The sequence below is a fragment of the Novosphingobium sp. BL-A-41-Hi4B-X5A genome (genome assembly GCF_055521705.1).
The window spans coordinates 540,710-562,693 of sequence record NZ_CM145500.1; the positions used below are offsets into that span (position 1 = coordinate 540,710).

Below are 21,984 nucleotides of genomic sequence, written 5' to 3' on the forward strand. Positions count from 1 at the left end.
TCTTCCTCAGTTGCCCGGACGACGGGCCATGAATGCGAGGCGCTCGAACAGCATGATGTCCTGCTCGTTCTTGAGCAGGGCGCCGTGCAGTGGCGGAATGGCCTTGGTCGGGTCGCGGTTCTGGAGGACGTCCAGCGGCATGTCCTCGTTCAGCAGAAGCTTCAGCCAGTCGAGCAGTTCGGATGTGCTGGGCTTCTTCTTGAGGCCAGGCACTTCGCGGATTTCGTAGAACACTTCCATCGCCTTGCTCACCAGCGTCTTCTGGATGCCGGGGAAGTGGACGTCGATGATCGCCTGCATCGTGTCGCGATCGGGGAACTTGATGTAATGGAAGAAACAACGGCGCAGGAAGGCGTCGGGGAGTTCCTTCTCGTTGTTCGAGGTGATTACAACGATCGGGCGTTCCCGGGCTTCTATGCGCTCCTGCGTCTCGTATACGTCGAAGCTCATGCGATCGAGCTCCTGCAGGAGGTCGTTCGGGAATTCGATGTCGGCCTTGTCGATCTCGTCGATCAGCAGCACGGGCAGGGTCGGGCTGGTGAAGGCCTCCCACAATTTGCCCTTCTTGATGTAGTTGCGGATGTCGTGGACACGCTCATCGCCGAGCTGTCCGTCGCGTAGGCGGGCGACGGCGTCGTACTCGTAAAGGCCTTGCTGCGCCTTGGTCGTGGATTTCACGTTCCATTCGATGAGCGGCGCGTTCACCGCCTTGGCGATTTCATGCGCAAGCACGGTCTTGCCGGTGCCGGGCTCTCCCTTTACCAGAAGCGGACGGCGCAGCAGGACGGCTGCGTTGACGGCGACCTTGAGATCTTCGGTAGCGACGTAATTGCTGGTGCCTTCAAAGCGCATCGGCGGTTCCTGTGTGCTTAATCGTTCGGTTAAGCGATAAGGCTGTGGTGCGTTCGGCGCAAGGGGGTTGCTGAACTGACGCCTGCGTCACTTATCCCATGAATACTTGACGCGCTAGTCAGGTTGGCGGACAGTAGTTGACGCGGCGGTCAGGTATGTGGCGTGTCAAATTGTCGCTACTGCGTGGGCAATAATCTCGGCGATTGAAGTGCCAGTGGCCCCCGTGTAGCGAGGCGGGAATGGTCGCATCCCGCAATGTCATGGCGAAGCAAGGCTATCAGGCATCGCCGCGGGAGCGGGCCGGAGCGATGGCGTTTGCCGCCGTCACGACCTTGCTGGTGTTTTTGATCATGTGGCGCATGGGTGCCGTAACCGGCTTTGGCGATGGCAAGGGCACTCGTCTGACCGCGATCGACCTTTCCGCTGAAGGTCAGGACGAAAAGAAGGCACAGAAGCAGGACCAGAAACAGCAGAAACAGGCGCAATCGGCCGAGGCCGCAGCGAGCCAGCCGGTCACCGCGCCGCCTCCCGTGCCGGTGCCTGGCAAGGTCGAATGGCCGGAAGGATTCATCGAGCTTTCGCGCAACGACTATCGCTCGACCGACATAAGCAACATGAAGCGGGCGGAATCCGGTGGCGGGCAGCAGGCGAGTGCGGGAAGTCCTGGAGATTCGGCCAGCGTCGGGCAAGGTCCGGGCGGCGTGCGGCTCTACGCCGCACAATGGTATCGCGAACCCACCGATGCCGAAATTGGCCCCTATCTGCCACAGCGCAGGATGCAGGGCGATTGGGCAATGATCGCGTGCAAGACCATCGAGAAGTACCACGTCGAAGATTGCCAGGAGCTCGGCGAAAGTCCACCGGGATCAGGCCTGGCGCGCGCCATCCGGCAGGCCAGCTGGCAGTTTCTGGTACGGCCACCGCGCGTGAACGGAAAGCCGCAGATCGGAGAATGGGTGCGGATACGCTTTGATTTCAGGGCGAAGAAGAGTGACACAGCTGTCGAAGCGGCAGGCTGAGCTTGGGAGGCAATGGTCTGCCGCAAAGCCATTTTTCGGGGAGGGACGCATGATCATTGTCACCGGCAGCGCAGTTGTTCTGCCCGATCGGCTTGATGAGGCGCTTGCGGTTGGGATTGCGCATTCGGTCAGGTCACGGAGTGAGCCCGGCTGCCTGGATCACAACTGTCATGTGGATGCTGAGGACGAGAACCGGATCGTCTTCGTTGAATACTGGGCTGACATGGCGGCGCTCCAGGCGCATTTCGCCGTGCCGGAATCAAGTGCCTTCGTGCGCCAGATGACAGCTCTTGCGGTCGCACCACCGAAGATCCAGCTGTTCCAGGCTAAGGAAATACCGATGGGCTGACACCTCAGGCGTCAATCAATTCCGGATCGATCTCGCTCGCGCGGTTCTGGATGAACATGAAGCGCTGGGCGGGATCGCGGCCCATCAGGCGGTCGACGAGTTCCTTCACTGCCGCGCGGCCTTCGTATTCTGGGGGCAGCGTTATGCGGATCAGGCTGCGGGTGGCGGGCGCCATGGTGGTTTCGCGCAGCTGCTGCGGATTCATTTCGCCGAGGCCCTTGAAGCGGGCGACTTCAACCTTCTTGCCCTTGAACTTGGTGGCTTCCAGCTCGGCACGGTGGGCGTCGTCCTTGGCGTAGGCCGAGGTGCTGCCGCTGGTCAGCCGGTAAAGCGGAGGCTGGGCGAGGTAGAGGTGGCCGCGGCGGACGAGCTCGGGCATTTCCTGGAAGAAGAACGTCATCAGCAACGTGGCGATATGCGCACCGTCGACGTCGGCATCGGTCATGATGATCACGCGGTCATAACGCAGCGCATCGGGATTGCAGTCCTTGCGCATGCCGCAGCCCAGCGCAAGGGCGAGGTCGGCGATTTCCTGATTGGCGCGAATCTTGTCAGCCGTGGCGCTGGCGACGTTGAGGATCTTGCCGCGGATCGGCAGGATCGCCTGCGTCTTTCGATCGCGCGCCTGCTTGGCGCTGCCGCCTGCCGAATCACCCTCGACGATGAACAGTTCGGTCTCGCCTTCACCTTCGCCCGAGCAATCGGTGAGCTTGCCGGGAAGGCGCAACTTGCGGGCGTTGGTGGCGGTCTTGCGCTTCACTTCGCGCTCCGCCTTGCGGCGCAGGCGTTCGTCCATGCGCTCCATCACCGCGCCGAGCAGGGCCTTGCCGCGCTCCATATTGTCGGTGAGGAAATGGTCGAAATGGTCGCGCACGGCGGCCTCGACCATGCGCGCGGCCTCGGGGCTGGTGAGGCGGTCCTTGGTCTGGCTCTGGAACTGGGGATCGCGGATAAAGACCGAGAGCATGATCTCGCTACCGGTGATCATGTCCTCGGGCGCGATGTCCTTGGCCTTTTTCTGGCCGATAAGCTCGGCAAAGGCGCGGATGCCCTTGGTCAGCGCGGCGCGCAGGCCCTGTTCGTGGGTGCCGCCATCGGGCGTGGGGATGGTGTTGCAGTACCAGCTGTATGAACCGTCAGACCACAGGGGCCAGGCGATGGCCCATTCGACGCGGCCATTCTCTTCCCCGTTGGGGCCGAGCGGGAAGTCCTGTCGCCCGGCGAAAGGCACCGAGGTGACGCATTCACGGCCAGAGACCTGTTCGGCGAGGTGATCGGCAAGGCCGCCGGGGAACTGGAACACCGCTTCGGCCGGCACGTCCTCGCTGGCGAGTGACGGGGCGCACTTCCAGCGGATCTCTACACCTGCGAACAGGTAGGCCTTGGATCGGACCAGCCGGAACAGGCGGGCTGGCTTGAACTTCGCGTCCTCACCAAAGATTTCAAGATCCGGGATGAAGGTAACCTGCGTGCCGCGCCGGTTGGGGGCATTGCCGATCTTCATCAGCTTGGTCGTCGGGTTTCCGCGCGAGAACTCCTGCGCGTAAAGCTCCTTGTTGCGCGCGACTTCGATGCGGGTGAGCGAGGACAGCGCGTTGACCACCGAGACGCCGACACCGTGCAAACCGCCGCTGGTGGCATAGGCCTTGCCGGAGAACTTCCCGCCTGAGTGCAGCGTGGTGAGGATCACCTCGAGCGCGGACTTCCCGGGATACTTGGGATGCTCGTCCACTGGGATGCCGCGACCATTGTCCGAAATGGTCAGGCGGTTGCCTTCCTCCAGCTGCACTTCGATGCGGTTGGCGTGGCCGGCGACCGCCTCGTCCATCGCATTGTCGAGCACTTCGGCAGCGAGGTGGTGCAGCGCACGCTCGTCCGTGCCGCCGATGTACATGCCGGGGCGGCGGCGGACCGGTTCAAGGCCCTCGAGAACTTCGATGGCGGAGCCGTCATAAGCCTCGGCTGCGCTGGTGGCGGGGAGCTTGTCGAAAAGGTCGTCGGACATGCGAACGGGTATAGAACACGCGCTTGCCTGCGCAAGCGGGGATGGCGCCTTATCCGGCGAAATCCCCCGCTTTCAGGCGTTCAGAACTTGGGCGGCGCGGGTGATACGGTGGCGAAGGTGCCAGCGCCGACCTCGCGCACTTCCATTGCCCGCTCAGCCATGCCGCTTGCGGTGAAGCGGAACACACCGTCGAGCCCGATGAAGCCCTGCGGGTCGTAAAGCTTTGTGGTAGGGAAGGTCGTGCCCGGCTTCCATGTCCGCGCGATGTTGAGCGTCAGCAACACACTATCGTAGCCCAGGGTCGCGAGGCGCGATGGCGTTGCGCCAAACCGCGTGGCATAGCTCTTTTCAAATTGGCCGAAGCGCTGGTCGGAAACGGCAGCGAACCACGCGCCGCGCATGGCGGCAGATTTTGCGATTGCGCCTTCACCGCTCCACAATTCGGTGCCCAGAAGCTTGACGCCTTTTCCGGCGAGCGGACCTGCCTGAAGCGCGATGCGGCTACCATCCGCGATCAGCAGAGCATCGAAACGCCCCTTGTCCTTTGCCCGGCGTACGGCGCTGGCAACGGATGTATTGCCGCGATCATAGGTCTCGATGGCGGTGACGGTGACGCCGTTGGCCCGCGCTGCCTCGGTCAACCCTGCGGTGGCCCGCTGTCCGTAATCACCGGTCGGGATGATTGCGGCAACGGATTTGATACCACGCGACTTGGCGAAACCGAGAACGCGGGTGATCGATTGGCCGGGAGCCTGCCCCATGACGAAGACATCGCGCGAGGCGACGGCACTGTCGTTCGAATAGGTAATCATCGGGACTTTGGCCGGGCGTGCGACATTGGAGACCAGCACGACATCATCGGACAGCAGGGGGCCGAGGATCAGCTTGTTGCCATCGGCGATGGCGCGGGCCGCCGCGCTGCCAGCGCCCGTTGCAGTGTCATAAGTCGTGATGCGCAGGTTCGCCGCGCTTGTATCGAGCACGGCCATCGTTGCGGCATTGGCTATTGATTGACCGACGGATGCATTGGGCCCTGTCATTGGCACCAGCAATGCGACGCGGTGGCGACCGGCATCGGTAGGCAGGACGTTTGCGTCAGGCGCTTTTTCAGTCGGCTCGGCAATCGGGCCGGTGCCCTTGGGGATGACAGTGCAACCTGCCAGCAGGGCCAGCGTGCCGGTGACAAGCCATCTGCGGGAGCGGCGCAAGCCAGTTTCGCGCCAGTCGCCCGATTGTCCCTCGATCATTCCCTGCACACCCTCTTGTCGCTCTGTCATCGCCGGTCCATGGAAATGCCATGGATACGTCGCCTCTTGCACCCGGTCTCTATATTGTTGCCACGCCTATTGGCAATCTTGGTGACATGACCCGTCGCGCCACAGACACGCTTGGGCGCTGTGATCTGGTAGCCTGCGAAGATACGCGGGTGACAGGGAAATTGTTGAATCTGCTTGGCCTTCACAAGCCGATGCGGCGCTATGACGATCATGCCAGCGATGGCGCAAGGGAAGCGCTGCTGGCGGAAATGGCAATCAAGGCGGTTGCACTGGTGTCGGACGCAGGAACGCCGTTGATTTCCGATCCGGGGTACAAGCTGGTGCGAGAAGCGCGGGCGCGTGGTGTCACTGTCACCTCGCTGCCGGGCGCGAGCGCGGTCGTGACGGCATTGTCGATGGCGGGGCTGCCTACGGATCGGTTCCTGTTTGCGGGGTTCCTGCCGAACAAGGAGAAGGCGCGAGGCGATGTCCTGACCGAACTTTCCGGCGTTCCGGCTACGCTGGCGTTCTATGAGACGGGGCCGCGCCTTGTCGCTTCGCTAGAAGCAATCGCCGAGCGCTTGCCAAGGCGCGAAGTTGCCGTTGCACGAGAGCTGACCAAGCTGCACGAGGAGTGCCGGACCGGCTCTGCGGCGGAACTTGCGACGTATTATTCGGCACAGCCGCCGAAGGGTGAGATCGTGCTGCTCATTGCTCCGCCCGGTGAAGCCGAGGCGCCCGATGATGATGTCATCGACGCAGAGCTGCGTGCAGCGCTCACCGGGATGTCGACATCGCAGGCGGCGGGCAAAGTGGCCAAGGCGCACGGGCTGGACCGCAAGGCGCTTTACGCACGGGCCATGGCACTGAAGGAATGAAACGGGCCGAGGCCGAGCAGCGGGGGCGACGGGCGGAAGTGCTGGCGGCGTGGTGGCTGCGACTTCTCGGCTGGAGTATTCTGGCGCAGCGGGTGAAGCTCAAGGCAGGCGAGGTGGATCTGATCGCGCGAAAGGGGCGGACGGTTGCGTTCATCGAAGTTAAGTGGCGCAAGGACGCCTGGCAACTCGGCGCGTCGATTGATGCTCACCGCTTGCGCCGTGTGGCAAGGGCTGCGGAGGTGCTCGCCGCAAAGTATGCCGGGCCGGGGGACGATCTCCGGATTGACGTGATCCTGATGGCCCCGGGAAAGTGGCCGCGCCGGATTGCCAACGCCTGGCAACCCGGCGCCTGACCGATGCTTAGTGGGCGGGCTTGTGCTCTTCCTTGTGCTCGCCGTCCTTGTGCTCGTCGTGATGCTCGTCTTTCTTGTCTTTCTTGTGATCGTCATGCGGGGCCGAGGTCGGGTGCGGATCGGGGTTGGCGATGCCTTGCGACGACCAGCCGAGAACGGCGATTCCAGCAACGGCGACAGCGAACAGTTTGCGCATCAATGGCTCCTGAGTGGTGAGGCGCCCGGTTGGCGCGCAGTGAAAATGGTCGCGCAGCCGATAAAGTGGCTTTAAGGCGCTGGTGAGAGAAACCCCTGAGGATCGGTGCAAGCATGACACTCCGCGTCGCGGTTCAGATGGACCCGCTCCACTCCATTAATATTGCTGGAGATTCCAGCTTTGCACTGATGCTTTCGGCGCAGGAGCGCGGGCACGAGGTTTACCATTACGACGTTGGCTCACTGACGCTGGACGAAGATGACCGGCTGATTGCCCATGCCCGCCCGGTCACGGTGCAGCGCGTGGAAGGCGACCACTACAAGACCGGCGACCTGCGGCGGCTCGATCTTGGGCGCGATATCGATGTGGTCCTCATGCGGCAGGACCCGCCGTTCCATATGGGTTACATCACGGCGACGCATCTGCTTGAGCGGATCGAGGGCGAGACGCTGGTCGTCAACAACCCCCGCAGCGTTCGGAATGCGCCTGAAAAGGTCATGGTGCTGGACTACCGACGCTTCATGCCGCCGACCATCGTGACCCGCTCGGTCGAGGAAGTGCGGCTGTTCCAGAAGAAGCACGGCGCGATCGTGGTGAAGCCGATCCACGGCAATGGCGGCAAGGCGATCTTTCGCGTCGGACCTGAAGGGGAAAACCTCGGCGCGCTGTTCGAGGTGTTCAACCAGACCTGGCCCGAACCGCACATGGTGCAGGCATTCCTTCCCGAAGTTGCCAAGGGCGACAAGCGCATCGTCCTGGTCGATGGCGAGATTGCCGGCGCGATCAACCGCAAGCCGGGTGAGGGTGAGTTCCGCTCGAACCTTGCTGTCGGCGGCTATGCCGAAAAGACCGAACTGACGCCCGAAGAGCAGGAGATCTGCGCCGCACTCGGGCCGGAACTGAAGCGTCTCGGCCTGATATTCGTCGGCATCGATGTGATCGGCGGCAAGTACCTGACCGAGATCAACGTCACATCGCCGACCGGTATAGTCGCAATCGACAAGTTCAACTGCACCGATACGCCGGGAATGATCTGGGACGCGATCGAGGCGCGGCTCTAATCGGGAGGCATAGCGCTCCGGTGCAGGAGCTTTTGACCGCTTGCAGGCGTTACCCTTCTCATGAATGACTGGATCGTCCACCTGATCGAAGGCGGTGGCTATTGGGGCATCGCGTTCCTGATGGTCATTGAAAACGTGTTTCCGCCGATACCGTCCGAAGTGATTATGGGCCTGGGCGGCATTGCTGTTGCGCGGGGGCGGATGGAGTTCTGGCCGCTGATGCTGGCAGGAACGGTCGGCTCTACGTTGGGCAATTACTGCTGGTACCTGCTTGGCCGATCGCTTGGCTATCAAAGGTTGCAACCGTTCGTGAATCGGTTCGGGCGATGGCTTACCGTGGAGTGGGAGGATGTCGAGGCGATTGTCCGGTTCTTCCGGCGCCATGGCCAGTGGGTCGTGTTTGCTGTCCGGTTTGCGCCGTTCATGCGAACGATGATCTCCTTGCCAGCGGGCCTCACGCGCATGGGGCATACCCGTTTCCTGCTGTTCACTTTCGCAGGCGCGGCGATCTGGAACGCAATCCTCAGCGGTGCGGGCTATTACCTCGGCCGCAATTTTGGCGAGATCGAGAAGTACACCGGCCCGATTGCCACGGCGACACTGGTTATCGTGGCAATAGCCTATGTGTGGCGCGTGCTGACCTGGAAGCCGCGTGGGGGTTGACTAACCGCGGCGAGGCGGCTTGACCTTGCCCTCCGCTTCGTGCGGTCTGTGCTGTCAATCTATCAAACCAAGGTATTCCAATGGCTGTAAAAGCGATGTGCATTGTCACCAGAAGCGAGGAAGGGCGCGGTGCCTATGCCGTGCGCATGGACAACGACGAGAACGTCTATTTCCCGCTCAGCGTGACCGAAGCGCTCGAACTCGAAGAGTTCGACGAGGTGGAGGCGATACTGGTGAAGAACGATCGGCCCGAGCCGGCCTGGCGGGCTATTCGCGCGCGATTGCCGGTCGTTGACTGAGCAGAACTGAAAAGCCCCCGCACTGCGGGGGCTTTTTGTTTGTGCCGATGGTGGCTCAGGCGTCCTTCGCCAGCCACTCTTCCAGCCATTTGATGGTATAGTCGCCAGAAAGGAAATCCGGCTCGTTCAAAAGACGCTGGTGCAGCGGGATCGAAGTCTTTGGGCCTTCGATGACCATTTCCTCGAGCGCCCGCTTGAGGCGCATGATGCAACCCTCACGGGTGCGGCCGTAGACGATCAGCTTGGCGATCATCGAGTCATAGTAGGGCGGGATCTTGTACCCGGCATAGAGCCCGGAATCGACGCGAACGTGCATGCCGCCTGCCGCGTGATAGCTCTTCACTAAGCCGGGCGAGGGCGCGAACGTGAACGGGTCTTCCGCATTGATGCGGCACTCGATCGCGTGGCCCTTGAACTCGATCTCGTCCTGGCTGACCGACAGCGGCTTGCCATCGGCAATGCGGATCTGCTCGCGCACCAGATCGACGCCGGTGATAGCTTCGGTAACCGGGTGCTCCACCTGCAGGCGGGTGTTCATCTCGATGAAGTAGAACTCGCCGTTTTCCCAGAGGAACTCGATCGTGCCGGCGCCGCGATAGCCCATGTCGGCCATCGCCTTGGCAACGATGCCGCCCATGCGGTTGCGCTCTTCGGCCGAAATGACCGGCGAGGGCGCTTCTTCCAGCACCTTCTGGTGGCGGCGCTGCAGCGAGCAGTCACGCTCACCAAGGTGGATCGCGTTGCCATTGCCATCACCGAAGATCTGGAATTCGATGTGGCGCGGATTGCCGAGGTATTTCTCGATATAGACCGTGGCATCGCCAAACGCGGCCTTGGCCTCGCTACCGGCCTGCTGAATCAGCGTTTCGAGCTGCTCCGGACTGTTGCAGACCTTCATGCCGCGACCGCCACCGCCCGAAGCGGCCTTGATGATCACCGGATAGCCGGCCTTCTCGGCAATCGCCCTGGCTTCTTCGAGATCCGAAACCGCGCCGTCCGAGCCGGGCACGAGCGGCAGGCCGAGCGCGCCAGCAGTGCGCTTGGCCTCGATCTTGTCGCCCATCGTGCGGATGTGCTCGGGCTTGGGGCCGATCCAGGTGATGTCGTGCGCTTCGACGATCTCTGCGAACTTGGCATTTTCCGAAAGGAAGCCGTAGCCCGGGTGGATCGCGTCAGCGTGGGTGATTTCGGCTGCCGAAATGATCGCCGCGACGTTGAGGTAGCTGTCCTTGGCCGCGGGCGGACCGATGCACACCGCGTGGTCTGCCAGGCGAACGTGCATCGCGTCGGCATCGGCGGTGGAGTGCACCGCCACCGTCTCTATGCCCATTTCGTGCGCGGCGCGGTGGATGCGCAGCGCGATTTCGCCGCGGTTGGCGATGAGCAAGCGCTTGATGGCCATCAGCGGACCTTTACGCGATCACGACCAGCGGCTGGTCGAACTCGACCGGCTGCGCGTTCTCGACCAGGATCGCCTTGACCACGCCAGCGGCAGGGGCAGTGATCGGGTTCATCACCTTCATCGCCTCGATGATCAGCAGGGTGTCGCCTGCCTTCACAGTCTGGCCAACCGAGGCGAAGTTCGGTGCGCCCGGTTCGGCGGCGAGGTAGCAGGTGCCGACCATGGGCGACTTCACGGCGTTGGCATGGTCGTCTGCCGGAGCCGCGGCGGGCGCAGTGGGTGCCGCTGCCGCAGCAGGGGCAGCCGCCGGAGCCGGAGCCGCAACCGCAACCTGAGCGACAGGCGCAGCTGTCAGCTGACGGGCGACGCGGATCTTGCGCTCGCCATCCTCGACTTCGATTTCAGAAAGTCCGGTTTCGGCAAGAAGCTCTGCCAGTTCGCGCACAAGCTTGCCGTCGATCGCCATGTTTTCGGCCTTGTCGCCGCGTTCGTGACCCATTTGAATTTCCTCGCGGGGTAAGAATTCTGACCGCGCGCCATGCCCCCAAGACGATGGACTGGCAAGTGGCAGCGATCAGTGAAAGTGGAAAAACGCCCGTTTCAAAGGCGCGAAACGGCATCCAATGCCGCAAGGTAGCTGTTTGCGCCGAAGCCGCAGACAGTCCCAAGCGCTGCCATGCCGACATAGGAATGGTGGCGGAATGCCTCGCGCTTGTGCGGGTTGGACAAGTGAACCTCGATTACCGGCACCTTGATCGACTTGATCGCATCATGGATCGCCACGGAGGTATGGGTGTAGGCGCCGGCATTGAGCAGCACAGCCTTTACGCCTTCGGCCTGGGCCTCGTGCAGCCAGTCAATCAGGTGGCCTTCATGGTTTGACTGGCGCATGTCGATCTCCAGGCCGAGGTCACGACCACGGTCTTCCAGCATGCCCGCAATGTCATCCAGCGTCTGCGAACCGTAGATTTCCGGCTCGCGCAGGCCGAGCAGGTTGAGATTGGGGCCGTTGAGCACGTAAACGGTTGTGCCTTGGCCGGAAGCTTGTGTCATCAGATCCCCCGATCGCGAATGCCTGCCGTGATAGACGTTGCAGGCAAAGTCGCAAGGGCCAGAGGGGAATGCCCTTTAAAAGCCGGGAGCGATCGGTGGTCCGGCAGGTGCCTCGATGGTGTTTTCGTATATCGCGCTGTCAGCCGAGCCATCGGTGACTTCATCCGACGATGAAGGCTCGCCGAAGCTGTCGGTCGTCCCGCTCTCGACAACCGGGGCGGGATTGTTCGTCGCCGCCATGCTCAAAGCTTGCCGCGAGCGCTTTTCTGCCGCGTCTGCCTTGGCTTCGAGCGCTGCCAACCGTGCCTCAAGCTTTTCGTTGTCAGATGATCCGCATCCGCCAAGCGCAAGGATCAAGCCGAGCGGCGCGAGGCCGGCCACAAGCGGCGAGAGCCTGCCTGCGGCCAGCGATTGCGATGATAAGCGGTCCAACCTCGATCTCATGCCTGCTTTCATATCAGGCGGAGGTTACCAGAAACTAACCAAGGTGTTGCGCATTCAGCGGTCGGTTCCCCGGGCCTTTCCCCACTGCCGCGCAGCAGTATAGCCAAGGTAGCCGGTGCCGAACAAAGCGTAGAGCGGTTCGGGCAGTCCCTTGAGATAGGCGCTCGTCGCAGTCATGATCGCCTGTGCAGCTACTGGATTCAATCCGGCCAGCAGGCCCATGGGCAGGGCCCACAGGATCACCGCATACATCACATAGAGAAAGCCGGGGCGCGCTCTCCGAGTCCAGGGATCGTTAGCACTGGATTCTGCGAGAATCGCCGAAATGCGGGTCTTCAGCGGCTTGAATTCTCGTGCGCTCTCAAGGCGAAGCAGTTCGAGCTTTGCCTGATCGCGCAGGCCGGCATCGGGGATGATCTTGTCGATGATTGCGGAGACCGATGAAATCAGGGCTTCGGAGTTTGCCATGCTTGCGTCCTTCCGAGTTATGGGACGCAGGGACATATAACCACAAGGCGCGGTGTAGGAAAATGAACACAGCAAAAAGGCCCGCGAGCGCAAAGTGCTTCGCGGGCCTTTTGAATTGGTCGGGACGAGAGGATTCGAACCTCCGACCCCCACACCCCCAGTGTGATGCGCTACCAGGCTGCGCTACGTCCCGACCGGAAGCGCGCCTATAGGCAGCACTTTTCAGGATGGCAAGCGCGAGATTGGCGAAAGGTTCGGGGGACCGGCTGCGGCGTGCCGAGGCGCTCTGCCGGCGCCTCAGATTGCCTTGCGCAATTCAAACTGCTAACCGCGCCGCTTGTCCATGCCGGAGCAACGAAAAGCGGGTAAACCGCAGTCGCTCCGGTTGTAATCCCTGCCTTGCGATCCCAGAAACGGACCCATGATGCTGAGCACTCTTTCCGCCGCCGCCGCCAATGCCGGTCAGCCGCCTGCCTGGATGACCTTCATGCCGCTGGTGGCGATGGGCTTCATCTTCTGGTTCCTGATCCTGCGCCCGCAGATGCGCCAGCAGAAGGAGCACAAGGCCAAGATTGCCGCGATGAAGAAGGGCGACATGGTCGTTACTGCCGGTGGGCTGATCGGCAAGGTCATCAAGCTCGATGATCATTACGTGGAACTCGAACTCGGCCCGAACGTCCGCGTCAAGGCCGTGCGCGCCACCATCGGCGACATCGTGCCGCCTGTCGGCTCCTCGCCTGCGAACGACTGATCTCACTTTCCTGAAGGCTGAACGCCCATGCTCGAATTTCCGCGCTGGAAGGTGATCTGGCTTTGGCTGATAACGCTGGTTTGCGTTGCTGCCGCGATCCCGTCGCTTACTGCTACCATGGGCCTGAATTGGCCGACGTCGCTCCCCGAACCCAAGGTCAACCTCGGGCTCGACCTTGCGGGTGGCAGCCATATCCTGCTCGAAGCCGATCCTGCCCAGGTGCGCCAGCAGCGCATCGAAGGCATGGAGGAATCTGTCCGCAACAAGCTGAAGCAGGATGGAAAAGACATTCGCATCAGCGACATTTCAAACCGCGATGGCGCGCTGACGTTCGTTGTTGCCGATGCCTCGCAGGTCGATGCGGTGCGCGAAGCGGTCTTGCCACTGACCAACGGCGCCGGGCTTACCGGCCAGCGCGATTGGGACATCAACGTCGTCGATGGCAACCGCTTCGTCTTGAAGCCGACTGATGCCGGTGTCCAGCAGGCCGTTACGCAGGCGATGGACACAGCCGTCGAAGTCGTGCGCAAGCGTATCGACGCCCTCGGCACCAAGGAGCCGACGATCATCCGCTCCGGCCCGACGCGCATCGTCGTGCAGGTCCCCGGCCTGCAGGACCCGCAGGCGCTCAAGAACCTGCTGGGGCAGACCGCCAAGCTCGAGTTCAAGCTGGTAGACACTTCGGCGCTGCCTTCGGACGTGGCGCAAGGCATCGCGCCTCCGGGCAGCGAGATCGTGCCTTTTGTAAGCCCGGCAGAGGGGGGCGGCGTACCATCGATCGCTGTAAAGCGCCTAGGTGGCATCCGCGGCGATCAGCTGACCAACGCGCAGCAGACAAACAACCAGCAGACCAACGAGCCCGTCGTCAACATCACCTTCAACACTGATGGTGGCGCAAAGTTCGCGAAGCTGACCACGCAGAACGTCGGAAAGCAGTTTGCCATCATCCTCGACGGCAAGGTCCTTTCCGCGCCGACGATCAATGAACCGATCCTCGGGGGCAGCGCGATTATCTCGGGCCGCTTTACCACCGAAAGCGCCAATGCATTGGCCATCTCACTGCGTTCGGGCGCGCTGCCGGTGGATCTGAAGGTTGTGGAAGAGCGTACTGTCGGACCTGACCTCGGTGCGGATTCGATCCGCAAGGGCGCAATCGCGATGGGTGTCGGCACGCTGGCGCTCGCCGTTTTCATCCTCGTCACCTACGGCCGCTTTGGCGTCTATGCGAACCTCGCCGTGATCATCAACGTGATCATGATCCTCGGCATCATGGGCATCATTGGCACCACTCTGACGCTGCCGGGCATCGCCGGCTTCGTGCTGACCATCGGTGCCGCGGTAGACGCCAACGTGCTCATCAACGAACGCATCCGTGAAGAACGACACCGTGGGCGCAAGGTCGTCCAGGCGGTGGAGCTGGGCTACAAGGAAGCCAGCCGCGCGATCTTCGACGCCAATATCACCAACGTCATTGCCGCCGTGCTGATGTTTGCCTTCGGTTCGGGGCCGGTGAAGGGCTTTGCGGTGGTTCTGATGATCGGTATCGCGACATCGGTGTTCACCGCCGTCACCCTTACGCGCATGTGGGTTGCACAGTGGCTTCGCCGCGCCCGTCCCACCGACATAGCCCTTTAAGAGGAGGACAGACCGATGAAACTCCTCAAGCTCGTACCCGACAACACCAACATCCATTTCCTCAAGTGGCGCGTGCCGTTCTACGTCGTCAGCATTATCCTGATGGCGGCATCGTGGGGTCTGGTGCTGACCAAGGGTCTCAATCTCGGCGTCGATTTCATCGGCGGCCAGATGATCCGCGTGACGTTCGAACGCAGTGCCGAAGCTCCAGTCGGCGAATTGCGCGAGGAAGTCGCCAAGCTCGGATACGGTGAGCCGATCATCCAGCGCTACGGCAAGCCCAACGAAATCTCGATCCGCATGAAGCTGCCGGAAGGCGCAGGCCAGGAAGCGGCGCTTGCCGACAAGATGGCCCGCACCATCACTGCAGACATCAAGAAGAACCATGCCGACGCCCGCATCGATGGTGTCGATTCGGTTTCGGGGAAGGTCTCCAAGGAGCTTGGCTGGGACGCGTTCAAGGCGCTTGGCCTGGCATCGCTGGCAGTGGCAGCCTACATCTGGTTGCGCTTCGAATGGCAGTTCGGCGTGGGCGCACTGTTCGCGCTGGTTCACGACGTAACCTTGACGCTAGGCCTCTTTGCCGTGACCGGCATGGAGTTCGACCTGAACATCGTGGCCGCGCTCCTGACGCTGATCGGCTATTCGCTGAACGATACGATCGTGGTCTATGACCGCATCCGCGAGAACATGAAGAAGTATCGCCGGATGCCCATGCCGGAACTGCTCGACCTTTCGGTCAACGAGACGCTGCACCGCACGATCGTGACCTCGCTGTCGATGCTGATCACACTCGTGGCCTTGCTGCTGCTTGGCCCCGACGTGATCTTCGGCTTCACCGCGGCCATCACGCTCGGCATCTTCGTCGGCACCTACAGCTCGATCTACATGGCAGCGCCGATCCTGATCTGGCTGAAGGTCAACCCGAACAGCTTTGTGCCGACTGAAACGGCGCTGGAAAAGCAGGAGCGGATCGCGCGCGAAGGCGTTTGATCCAGCGCAGACCAACAATTCGGCGGCGGTGAAGCTTAGCGCTTCGCCGCCGCTTCTGCGTACATGGCGGCGAGCGCACTGGCATTGGCTTCCCAGCTGAACCGCGCAGCATTTGCCGCAACCGCATCCTGCGTTGGCGGAGATTGCAGCAGTTCGCTCACGGCTTCGGCGATGGCTTCCGGGGTGCGGTCCGCAATCCGACCGGCGCTGCTATCGGCGACCACCTCACGCGCGCCGCCGATGTCGGGGATCACGACAGGCGTTCCACATGCGAGCGATTCGATCCAGGCATTGGCCAGCCCTTCGCGTTCGGATGGCAGTACCATGGCATCGGCAGCGCACAGCAAATGCGGAAGGATGTCGTGTTCCACAGAACCGAGGAAATGGACCCGCGATTCGAGGCCGAGTTGCTGAACCAGCCGCTTCAGGACGGTTTCATCCGCGCCGGTGCCGGCAATGGCCAGTCGGACATCATCCGGCAGCAATGTCATCGCGCGGATTGCCAGGGCCTGTCCCTTGATCGCAATCAGCGCGCCAACGCACAGCAGCAGACGGCCCTCTGACCAGATCTGGAGGGACGGCAAGGCCGATACCAGTTGCCGCGCCGCCTGGCGCTCAAGCGGGCGGAAGCGCGATCGGTCGAGGCCCGTGTAGTGGACCTTGATACGGTCAGCCGGCATGCCCAGCGCGATCATGTCGTTTGCCAAAGCCTGGGAAACGGAAAGCAGGACGGACGATTGCCGTGCGGCTTCTATCATCTGGCGGCGCGGCCATGACCGCTGTCCCCACAGATGGATGTCCGATCCGCGCGCTTTTATGGCCAGCGGCACTTCAAGGGCGCGCGCGACTTTGGCTGCGGCAGGTCCGTCAGGATAGAAGAACTGCGCATCGATCATGTCGAAGGGCTGCTCGGCATGAAGTCGTTTTGCCAGCGGCAGGACCGCGTGGGCGATCAGCGCCGGGTTGATCGGTCCGGACAGGCCGGGAATCAGGAGAAACCGCGGGTGATGGATCGTGACCGCGCCCTGTTCCTGCACTTCCGGCACGCCTTTAAGCGTCGCGTGACGCTTCATCGGCACTGGTGGCATGCCAATCGGATTGACGACCGTGACCTCCCAGTCCCCCCGTTCGGCCAGGGCTTGCATCTGACGGCTGACAAAGCGGCCGAAGCCGGGACGGCCCGTTGCAGGATAGAGCGTGGAGATCGAGAGGAGGCGCCTCACGTCAAAGTTTGCGCACGAGCATTTCGGCAACGCCAAGCCATGCCGGCCGATCGATCACGACCTGTCTTTGGCCAGGCCCCGGCGGAAGCAGGGCAACCCGTCCGTCACGCTGATCGATCAAGCGGCCGAATGCGAACCTACCGGCAGTGCGTGGCGCGAGGACATCGCGGTTGAATGCGCGGGCGAAGTCGTCCGGATCGATCTGGCGCAGCCAGACCTGATCGCCTGCACGATACTCGCCAGCGCTCGCCTCAACGGACAGCGCGAGGAGGCGTGCAGAACCGTCGAGCGCTACCGGAAGGATGGCGTCCATCGGTTTGGCGAGGGCTTCGGCGCCATTGGGTCCAAGCCGGGCGACGAGATGGGTGGGGGTATCCTCCTCGGCCTTTACCAGCAATTGCGGCTCGACTCCGAGTGCGGCGCCGATGCGGTTCATCCACGTCAGCGACAGGCTGCGCGTGCCGGTCTCAAGGCGGCCGATCGTCTGCGCGGTGGTCGGTGGATCGCAGCGCGCAGCCACGTCGGCCAGCGTCATGCCCTTCTGTCGGCGAATATCGCGGATTCGGTTGATCATGCGCGCGACCCCTGTTCGTGACCGTCTTAACCGTAACGGTGATTTTTTGCTTACCTACAAACTGCAGGACGAAGCAAGGGCTTTGCGCGTAGGGACTTCACCCCTCGACCATCTCCGCCAGTTCCAGCCAACGCTCCTCGGCCGCATCCTTCTCCGCCCGGACCTTTTCCAGTGCAGCCATCAGGGCATCGAATTTCTTGGGGTCCTTGGCATAAAGATCGGGATCGGCCAGTTGCGCTTCGCCTCGCGCAATCGCCGCGTCGAGGTCCTCGATGCGCTTGGGCAGCAACTCGTAGTCGCGCTGATCCTTGTACGAAAGCTTGCCCTTTTTCGCAGGCTGGGCAGGCGGGGGTGGGGGCGCTGCCGCTTCCGGCTTGTCCGCCCCTGCGGACCGGGCAGCCGGCTTGCCCGCTTGCCTCTGCTTGCGGATCTTTTCCCAATCGGCATAGCCGCCGGCAACGATATCGACCTTGCCTGTACCATCCATGCCCAGCGTGATCGTCACGGTTCGGTCGAGGAAGTCACGATCATGGCTGACGATCAGCACCGTGCCGTCGTAGTCCGAAATCACTTCCTGCAAGAGATCGAGCGTCTCGAGGTCGAGATCGTTGGTCGGCTCGTCGAGAACCAGCAGGTTCGAAAAGCGCGCGAACTCACGAGCCAGCAGCAGGCGCGAGCGCTCACCGCCCGAAAGCGTGCCGATGCGCGCTTCGACCAGCCCCGGATCGAACAGGAAGTCCTTGAGATAGCCCTGAATGTGCTTGCGGACGCCGCGCACGTCGATCCAGTCGCTACCATCGGCCAGCACGTCGCGCACGCGCTTGTCCGGTGCCATCAGGCTACGCTGCTGGTCGATCATGATACCCTGCAGCGTCTTGGCAAGCGTGATCGTCCCGCTGTCCGGCTCCAGTTCACCGGTCAGCAGCTTGAGTAGCGTCGTCTTGCCCGCGCCGTTCGACCCGACCACGCCGATGCGGTCCTTGCGCGTGATGCGCAACGTGAAATCCTTGACGATGGCGCGATCGCCGAACGACTTGTTGACGTGGTCGGCAACGATCACCGCCTTGCTCTTGGCATCGTCACTGGCGATGGCCAGCTTCGCGGTGCCCTGCGGAGACAGCATCGCCGCCCGCTGTTCGCGCATCTCGTAGAGCTTTTCCAGCCGTCCCATGTTGCGCTTGCGCCGCGCCGTGACCCCGCGCTCCAGCCAATGCGCTTCGATCTTCAGCTTCGCGTCAAGCTTGTCGGCAGCGCGCGCTTCCTCGGCATAGACCTGTTCCATCCACGCCTCGTATCCGCCGAAGCCGATATCCTTCCGGCGTAGCGAGCCCCGGTCGAGCCACAGTGTTGCCTTGGTCAGCCGCTCAAGGAAAGTGCGGTCATGGCTGATGACCACGAAGGCCCCGCGATAGCGCTGCAGCCAGTCTTCCAGCCAGTCGATGGCGGCAAGATCAAGGTGGTTGGTCGGTTCGTCGAGCAGCAGGAGGTCCGGCTCACTCGCCAGTGCGCGGGCCAGCGCAGCGCGACGGCGTTCACCGCCGCTGGCGCTGTCGGCCTTGCGGGTCATGTCGATCCCGAGCTGCCCGGCAATCGATTCCACTTCATGCCGGGGCGGGGCGTCCTTACCCGAAAGGGCAAAGTCCATCAGCGTATCGAAGCCGGTGAAGAACGGGTCCTGCTCAAGCGTGACGATCTTCGTCCCCGGCTGGATCGAGCGCGTGCCCTTGTCGGCATCGACTTGTCCGCCCAACAGCTTGAGCAGCGTCGTCTTGCCCGCGCCGTTGCGCCCGATCAGCGCAAGCCGGTCACGCTGCTGGATATGGATGTCGAGATCCTGGAAGAGCCAGCCATTGCCCTGGACAAGGCCGAGGCCTTCCCAGCTGAGTATCGGTGCCGCCATGGCCTGCCGCTTAGCCGCACCGTTGCCCTCGCGCAACGCCCGACGCTGAACGATAACGCGGCTTCGCATTCACCGCTTGTTCAATGCCCTCGGCTTATGCATGCGCACATCATGAACCGCGCCATTGCCCTCCTTGCCGCATCGCTGGCCCTCCTGCCCGTAACGTCGCACGCCCAGCAGCGGCCTGACGAGCAGAACGAGGCGCGCCGCGATCTTCGCGCCGGCAACGTCCGCTCGCTGCGTGACATCGAACGCCGCGTGCTGCCGACCAAGCCGGGCATGCAGTACCTCGGCCCGGAGTACGATCCTTCGGCGATGGTCTATCGCCTGAAGTTCATCCGCGACGGTCGCGTTGTCTTCGTGGATGTCGATGCCCGCACAGGGCAGGTGCTTGGCGAGAGCCGCTAAGCGAAACAGCGGGTGAACGCAGGCTTTCTCGCCAGTTCCTTGACCGTTCAGGTTTCACGCCCCATCTAGCCGTTCAGGTTACCGCGCCGCAAACGCGCGCAACAAGGGGCAAGTGATGCGCATTCTGATCGTCGAGGACGAACCCACTCTCGGCAAGCAGCTCAAGAACACGCTCGAACAGAACGGCTATGCCGTCGATCTTTCGGTCGATGGCGAAGACGGGCATTTCATGGGCTCGACCGAAGAGTATGACGCGGTCATCCTCGACCTAGGCCTGCCCGAGATCGACGGCCTGACTGTGCTCGGCATGTGGCGCAAGGAGGGGCGCAAGTTCCCGGTGCTCGTCCTCACCGCCCGCGACAGCTGGTCCGACAAGGTCGCCGGCCTCGATGCCGGTGCCGATGACTACCTGGCCAAGCCCTTCCAGACCGAGGAACTGATCGCCCGCCTGCGCGCGCTGATCCGCCGTGCCTCGGGCAATTCCTCGTCTGAACTCACCGCCGGCGACGTGCGTCTCGATACGCGTTCGGGCCGCGTCACGCTCAACGGTGAGCCGGTCAAGCTGACGGCGCAGGAGTACAAGCTCCTGTCCTACCTGCTGCATCACAAAGGCAAGGTCGTCAGCCGTACCGAACTGATCGAACACATCTACGATCAGGATTTCGACCGCGATTCCAACACGATCGAAGTCTTCGTCACCCGCATCCGCAAGAAGCTTGGCCCCGACGTGATTACCACGATCCGCGGCCTTGGCTACAGCCTCGACGATCCGGCTGAACCCGGACGTGGGTAATCTGCGCAGGCAATAGGTGCCGGAGAAGGGTAGCAACGACACGCCGCAGCCAGCGCCGCATACCGGTTCGCTGGCGCGGCGCATGTTGCTCATCGCGGCAGGCTGGATCAGTGTCCTCCTGCTCGGCGGCGGTCTCGCGCTTGACCAGACACTGACCGGTCTCGTCACCCGCAATTTCGACGAGCAGCTTGGCTACATGTTGACCGCAATGGTCGCCTCGGCCGAGATCGGCCCTGACGGCGAGGTGTTTTTCAACCGCCCCCTCGGCGACCAGCGCTTCCTTGAACCGAACAGCGGCCTGTACTGGCAAATTTCCGGGCAGGGCCACGAAGACTTCCCCTCGCGCTCGCTGTGGGACCGTTCACTCCGCACCGATCCCGATCAGAACTACGTCGAACCGAAGATCGATGACAGCGACCAGTTCGAGGGTGAACGCCTGCGCATCATCAAGCGCTCCGTCATCCTACCGGGCGCCAATACGCTGTGGGAGTTTCAGGTCGCCGCCAGCCGAGGCGAGATCGACGCGCAGATTCGGCGCATCCGCTCGATCTTGATCTGGTCGTTCCTTGCGCTTGGCCTCGGGCTGTTCACGATGGCGGGCTTGCAGACCTTCTACGGCCTTGGCCCCTTGCGCCGCGTGCGCCTTGCCATTGCGCGGATGCGTGAGGGCGGGGCAAGCCGGGTGACGGACCCGTTGCCGCTTGAAGTCCAGCCGCTGGTGGTCGAACTCAATGCCCTGCTCGAACATTCCGAGCGGCAAGCCGAGGAAGCCCGCACCCACGCCGGCAATCTCGCCCATGCGCTGAAGACGCCGCTCACCGTGGTGATGAACGCGGCAACCGCCAAGGCCGATGATCTGGCCGATACAGTGATCCGCGAAGCTGCGGTCATGCGCCGCCAGGTTGACCACCACCTGGCCCGCGCCCGTGCTGTCGGTCGCCGCGCCGTCGGCATGTCGCGCGCACAGGTGTGGGAAAGCGCCGAGGCGGTGGAGCGCGCGGTCGTTCGGCTCTACCCGCAGGTGCGCTTCGACATGGACGGCAACCGCTCGGCCGAAGTATCGATCGAGCGGCAGGACCTTGACGAGATCCTCGGAAACCTGATCGAGAACGCAGCCAAGTATGGCGGCGGGTCCGTGTTCATCACCGTCGATGCCGCGCCGACGGATCCCAAATTCTGCGAGATCTGGGTGGAGGACGACGGCATGGGCATCCCCGAGGAGGCGCGCACCCGCATCTTCGACCGCGGTGCCCGGCTCGATACCGGCAAGCCCGGCACCGGCCTCGGGCTTGCCATCGTCCGGGACGTGGCCGAAATCTACGGCGGCAGCGTCGAGCTCATGGAAAGCGAAGACCTCGGCGGGTTGCTTTCGGTCCTGCGCTTGCCGCGTTCACCAACCGCAAAATAGC

25 protein-coding genes and 1 tRNA gene are annotated in these 21,984 nt (G+C 62.7%); 13 read left to right on the top strand and 13 right to left on the bottom strand.

The features are described 5' to 3' along the window. Positions 1–6: 6 nt before the first annotated feature. Positions 7–852 (bottom strand): AAA family ATPase, encoded by an 846-nt coding sequence (locus ACZ1JY_RS02455; protein WP_039331145.1) that lies wholly within the window; start codon positions 850–852, stop codon positions 7–9. A 239-nt stretch (positions 853–1,091) separates the two neighbouring features. On the opposite strand from ACZ1JY_RS02455, the gene ACZ1JY_RS02460 reads away from it, so the two are divergent. Beyond that, complete coding sequence (locus ACZ1JY_RS02460) at positions 1,092–1,871, top strand: hypothetical protein (protein ID WP_465130248.1); 780 nt, start codon at positions 1,092–1,094, stop codon at positions 1,869–1,871. 49 nt (positions 1,872–1,920) lie between these two features. Further along, the gene (locus ACZ1JY_RS02465) at positions 1,921–2,220 is read left to right on the top strand and encodes a putative quinol monooxygenase (protein ID WP_465130249.1); all 300 of its coding nucleotides are present in this window, start codon (positions 1,921–1,923) and stop codon (positions 2,218–2,220) included. A gap of 4 nt (positions 2,221–2,224) precedes the next feature. On the opposite strand, the gene parE is transcribed toward ACZ1JY_RS02465, so the two are convergent. Together parE and ACZ1JY_RS02475 are read right to left on the bottom strand one after the other, a co-directional pair. Next, positions 2,225–4,225, bottom strand: a complete 2,001-nt coding sequence (gene parE, locus ACZ1JY_RS02470) for a DNA topoisomerase IV subunit B (protein ID WP_465130250.1) — start codon at positions 4,223–4,225, stop codon at positions 2,225–2,227. Between the two features lie 80 nt (positions 4,226–4,305). After that, positions 4,306–5,472 (bottom strand): penicillin-binding protein activator, encoded by a 1,167-nt coding sequence (locus tag ACZ1JY_RS02475; protein ID WP_168903475.1) that lies wholly within the window; start codon positions 5,470–5,472, stop codon positions 4,306–4,308. A 50-nt stretch (positions 5,473–5,522) separates the two neighbouring features. Here ACZ1JY_RS02475 and rsmI point away from each other — a divergent pair, with 50 nt between their 5' ends. Together rsmI and ACZ1JY_RS02485 are read left to right on the top strand one after the other, a co-directional pair. Further along, complete coding sequence (gene rsmI / locus ACZ1JY_RS02480) at positions 5,523–6,359, top strand: 16S rRNA (cytidine(1402)-2'-O)-methyltransferase (protein ID WP_465130251.1); 837 nt, start codon at positions 5,523–5,525, stop codon at positions 6,357–6,359. Then, positions 6,356–6,712, top strand: coding sequence for a YraN family protein (locus ACZ1JY_RS02485; RefSeq protein ID WP_465130252.1), 357 nt, complete (start codon positions 6,356–6,358; stop codon positions 6,710–6,712). Before rsmI ends, ACZ1JY_RS02485 begins: the two co-directional genes overlap by 4 nt. A 7-nt stretch (positions 6,713–6,719) precedes the next feature. Here the strand turns inward: ACZ1JY_RS02485 and ACZ1JY_RS02490 are convergent, their stop codons facing one another. Further along, on the bottom strand, positions 6,720–6,908 hold the full coding sequence (locus tag ACZ1JY_RS02490) for a hypothetical protein (RefSeq protein WP_118073964.1): 189 nt from the start codon (positions 6,906–6,908) through the stop codon (positions 6,720–6,722). A 113-nt stretch (positions 6,909–7,021) separates the two neighbouring features. Between ACZ1JY_RS02490 and gshB the strand changes: the two genes are divergently transcribed. From gshB to ACZ1JY_RS02505, 3 genes are all read left to right on the top strand, one after another. Then, positions 7,022–7,969, top strand: a complete 948-nt coding sequence (gene gshB, locus ACZ1JY_RS02495; RefSeq protein WP_465130253.1) for a glutathione synthase — start codon at positions 7,022–7,024, stop codon at positions 7,967–7,969. Positions 7,970–8,029: 60 nt separating this feature from the next. After that, a complete protein-coding gene (locus ACZ1JY_RS02500; RefSeq protein WP_465130254.1) occupies positions 8,030–8,632 on the top strand; it encodes a DedA family protein in 603 nt (200 codons plus the stop codon). An 80-nt stretch (positions 8,633–8,712) separates the two neighbouring features. Beyond that, positions 8,713–8,931 (top strand): hypothetical protein, encoded by a 219-nt coding sequence (locus ACZ1JY_RS02505; RefSeq protein ID WP_162896061.1) that lies wholly within the window; start codon positions 8,713–8,715, stop codon positions 8,929–8,931. A 55-nt stretch (positions 8,932–8,986) separates the two neighbouring features. On the opposite strand, the gene accC is transcribed toward ACZ1JY_RS02505, so the two are convergent. The 6 genes from accC to ACZ1JY_RS02535 form a co-directional block, all read right to left on the bottom strand. Next, positions 8,987–10,333, bottom strand: coding sequence for an acetyl-CoA carboxylase biotin carboxylase subunit (gene accC, locus ACZ1JY_RS02510; RefSeq protein ID WP_118073960.1), 1,347 nt, complete (start codon positions 10,331–10,333; stop codon positions 8,987–8,989). A 10-nt stretch (positions 10,334–10,343) separates the two neighbouring features. Beyond that, the gene (gene accB / locus ACZ1JY_RS02515) at positions 10,344–10,832 is read right to left on the bottom strand and encodes an acetyl-CoA carboxylase biotin carboxyl carrier protein (RefSeq protein ID WP_465130255.1); all 489 of its coding nucleotides are present in this window, start codon (positions 10,830–10,832) and stop codon (positions 10,344–10,346) included. A gap of 101 nt (positions 10,833–10,933) precedes the next feature. Next, positions 10,934–11,386, bottom strand: coding sequence for a type II 3-dehydroquinate dehydratase (gene aroQ, locus ACZ1JY_RS02520; protein ID WP_062347933.1), 453 nt, complete (start codon positions 11,384–11,386; stop codon positions 10,934–10,936). Positions 11,387–11,461: 75 nt separating this feature from the next. Next, positions 11,462–11,830: a hypothetical protein gene (locus ACZ1JY_RS02525; protein WP_168903281.1), complete on the bottom strand. Its 369-nt coding sequence runs from the start codon at positions 11,828–11,830 to the stop codon at positions 11,462–11,464. A 54-nt stretch (positions 11,831–11,884) separates the two neighbouring features. Further along, on the bottom strand, positions 11,885–12,298 hold the full coding sequence (locus tag ACZ1JY_RS02530; protein WP_465130256.1) for a holin family protein: 414 nt from the start codon (positions 12,296–12,298) through the stop codon (positions 11,885–11,887). A 116-nt stretch (positions 12,299–12,414) separates the two neighbouring features. Next, positions 12,415–12,491 (bottom strand) — tRNA-Pro (locus tag ACZ1JY_RS02535). A gap of 228 nt (positions 12,492–12,719) precedes the next feature. Between ACZ1JY_RS02535 and yajC the strand changes: the two genes are divergently transcribed. From yajC to secF, 3 genes are read left to right on the top strand one after another with little or no spacing between them, the layout of a single operon-like run. Next, a complete protein-coding gene (yajC, locus tag ACZ1JY_RS02540; protein WP_118073955.1) occupies positions 12,720–13,049 on the top strand; it encodes a preprotein translocase subunit YajC in 330 nt (109 codons plus the stop codon). A 27-nt stretch (positions 13,050–13,076) separates the two neighbouring features. Then, positions 13,077–14,684 (top strand): protein translocase subunit SecD, encoded by a 1,608-nt coding sequence (gene secD, locus ACZ1JY_RS02545; RefSeq protein WP_465130257.1) that lies wholly within the window; start codon positions 13,077–13,079, stop codon positions 14,682–14,684. A 15-nt stretch (positions 14,685–14,699) separates the two neighbouring features. Next, positions 14,700–15,677 carry a protein translocase subunit SecF gene (gene secF / locus ACZ1JY_RS02550; RefSeq protein WP_465130258.1) on the top strand — a complete coding sequence of 326 codons (978 nt, stop codon included), beginning with the start codon at positions 14,700–14,702 and terminating at the stop codon, positions 15,675–15,677. Between the two features lie 35 nt (positions 15,678–15,712). Here the strand turns inward: secF and ACZ1JY_RS02555 are convergent, their stop codons facing one another. The 3 genes from ACZ1JY_RS02555 to ACZ1JY_RS02565 all read right to left on the bottom strand — a co-directional run bounded on the left by ACZ1JY_RS02555 (position 15,713) and on the right by ACZ1JY_RS02565 (position 19,374). After that, positions 15,713–16,900, bottom strand: a complete 1,188-nt coding sequence (locus tag ACZ1JY_RS02555; RefSeq protein WP_465130259.1) for a glycosyltransferase — start codon at positions 16,898–16,900, stop codon at positions 15,713–15,715. 1 nt (position 16,901) lies between these two features. Beyond that, positions 16,902–17,474 (bottom strand): helix-turn-helix domain-containing protein, encoded by a 573-nt coding sequence (locus ACZ1JY_RS02560; RefSeq protein ID WP_118073953.1) that lies wholly within the window; start codon positions 17,472–17,474, stop codon positions 16,902–16,904. Between the two features lie 97 nt (positions 17,475–17,571). After that, complete coding sequence (locus tag ACZ1JY_RS02565) at positions 17,572–19,374, bottom strand: ABC-F family ATP-binding cassette domain-containing protein (RefSeq protein ID WP_465130260.1); 1,803 nt, start codon at positions 19,372–19,374, stop codon at positions 17,572–17,574. A 111-nt stretch (positions 19,375–19,485) separates the two neighbouring features. Here ACZ1JY_RS02565 and ACZ1JY_RS02570 point away from each other — a divergent pair, with 111 nt between their 5' ends. The 3 genes from ACZ1JY_RS02570 to ACZ1JY_RS02580 all read left to right on the top strand — a co-directional run bounded on the left by ACZ1JY_RS02570 (position 19,486) and on the right by ACZ1JY_RS02580 (position 21,983). After that, positions 19,486–19,782 (top strand): PepSY domain-containing protein, encoded by a 297-nt coding sequence (locus ACZ1JY_RS02570; RefSeq protein WP_062344478.1) that lies wholly within the window; start codon positions 19,486–19,488, stop codon positions 19,780–19,782. A 115-nt stretch (positions 19,783–19,897) separates the two neighbouring features. Continuing rightward, the gene (locus ACZ1JY_RS02575) at positions 19,898–20,575 is read left to right on the top strand and encodes a response regulator transcription factor (protein ID WP_039331476.1); all 678 of its coding nucleotides are present in this window, start codon (positions 19,898–19,900) and stop codon (positions 20,573–20,575) included. 82 nt (positions 20,576–20,657) lie between these two features. Beyond that, complete coding sequence (locus ACZ1JY_RS02580; protein WP_465130939.1) at positions 20,658–21,983, top strand: sensor histidine kinase; 1,326 nt, start codon at positions 20,658–20,660, stop codon at positions 21,981–21,983. Position 21,984: the final 1 nt, after the last annotated feature.